The 1,591-nt window shown below is 65.3% G+C and carries 3 protein-coding genes; 1 reads left to right on the forward strand and 2 read right to left on the reverse strand.

Annotated elements, in window-relative coordinates:
• On the forward strand, positions 1–528 hold a 528-nt coding region (locus tag ACP7BV_RS26880), incomplete at its 5' end, for a CDP-alcohol phosphatidyltransferase family protein (RefSeq protein WP_426107957.1).
• Here the strand turns inward: ACP7BV_RS26880 and ACP7BV_RS26885 are convergent.
• Positions 525–833, reverse strand: coding sequence for a metal-sensitive transcriptional regulator (locus ACP7BV_RS26885; RefSeq protein WP_426107958.1), 309 nt, complete (start codon positions 831–833; stop codon positions 525–527). The two genes, ACP7BV_RS26880 and ACP7BV_RS26885, sit on opposite strands and share 4 nt — an antisense overlap.
• Positions 834–868: 35 nt before the next feature.
• Positions 869–1,591 (reverse strand): aldo/keto reductase (locus tag ACP7BV_RS26890; protein WP_426107959.1); only part of this gene is annotated, 723 nt, incomplete at its 5' end.

Here is a 1,591-nt window from a genome sequence, read left to right on the forward strand (position 1 = left end):
GCCGACGTGATGAACTTCGGCTGCGCCCCGGCGATGCTGTTGTACTGCTACGGCTTTGTCAAGCTTGGCATCGACCATCCGACGCTGCTGCGCATGGGCGGCCTGGCCTGCTTCGTGTTCGTGGCCTGCGGCGCGCTGCGCCTGGCGCGCTTTAACGTCAATGTCGGGCGCACCGATCCGATGTACTTTGTCGGCATGCCGATTACCGCCGGCGCCGCATGCGTGGCCTCGGCGGTGGTCGCCTGGCCGTCGCCGCTGCAGACCATGGGCCAGGGCGCGATGCTCGTGGCGCTGCTGGTGGCGGTCGGTACGCTGATGGTGTCGACCGTGCGCTTTCCCAGTTCCAAGCAAAAGCGCAGTCCGCTGCTGCTGGCGCTGGTGGTGGTCGGCGTGGCGCTGCTCGCTTTCCTGCAGTGGAAATTTTTCGTGCTGTTTTTCCTGATCTATATCAGCGTCACACTGTTGATGAACCTGGGCTGGAAGATGGGCTGGCGCGGCGTGGCACTGCCAGAAGTGTTCGAAGACTAAGCGAATTTGTCGAGCATCGCCGCCAGGCTGGCGGCGGCGTCGCGCGCGCTGTCGAGGTCTTGCGCGTTGGCGCTGTGGGTGACGATACTGGCGGTGAGCAGCTGGACAAAGGAGCGGTCGAGCGCCTTGCGCGCGGCCGCCATCTGCTGGGCCACGGCGTTGCAGTCCGATGGCCCGTCGGCCAGCGCGATCAGCTTTTGCACGCCGCGCAGCTGGCCTTCGATGCGCGCCAGCCGGTGCAGCAGGTCTTTCTTTTGCGGCGCGGTGAGGGCGCTGCCCTCCACAATTTTAAACGGTTCAGGCATGCGCCAACTCCAGAAGGCCGCTGCAATGCAGATTTCTACGCCACTTCGTGGCCGCGGGCCGCGCGCAGGATCGTGAACCAGTCGGACCGGCTCAGCGTGAACTGGGCGCCGGCCACCGCCACGGCAATCGCTTCAATGCGCCCGGTGCCGGTGAGCGGCAGCGGCCGGCAAGGCAGCTGCATGATCCACGCGAACACCACGCTCGCAAACGGCTGCCCCAGTTCATCGGCAATGCCTTTGATGACCAGGCGCAGGTTGTCGGCTTGCGCTTCGCCGCCCTGGAACAGGCGCCCGCCCGCCAACGGCGACCAGATCATCGGCGCCACGCCCACGTCCTGCAAGCCGTCGAAGGTTTCATCAAACATGGGCGCGGTGTGCAGGGGCGAAAATTCGACCTGGTTGGTCGCCAGCGCGATGCGCTTGTCGAGCGACTCGAACTGGTGGCGGCTGAAATTGGAGACACCGAAATGCAGCACTTTGCCACCCTGGCGCAGCTGCGTAAAGGCACCGGCCACCTCGTCAAAGTCCATCAGCGGATCGGGGCGGTGGATCAGCAGCAGGTCGAGCCGGTCGGTGCCGAGCTGGCGCAGCGATTCTTCGACCGAGGCCACGATGTGCGCGGCGCTGGTGTCGTAGTGCTGGATGCTGTGCTGCGCGCGCCGCGGCGAAACAAGCTTGATGCCGCACTTGGAAACGAGCTCCATGCGCGAACGCAGCGAAGGCTGCAGGCGCAACGCGTCGCCAAACAGCGATTCGAC

Source organism: Massilia sp. TSP1-1-2 (genome assembly GCF_049896185.1).
Lineage (GTDB): Bacteria > Pseudomonadota > Gammaproteobacteria > Burkholderiales > Burkholderiaceae_D > Telluria_A.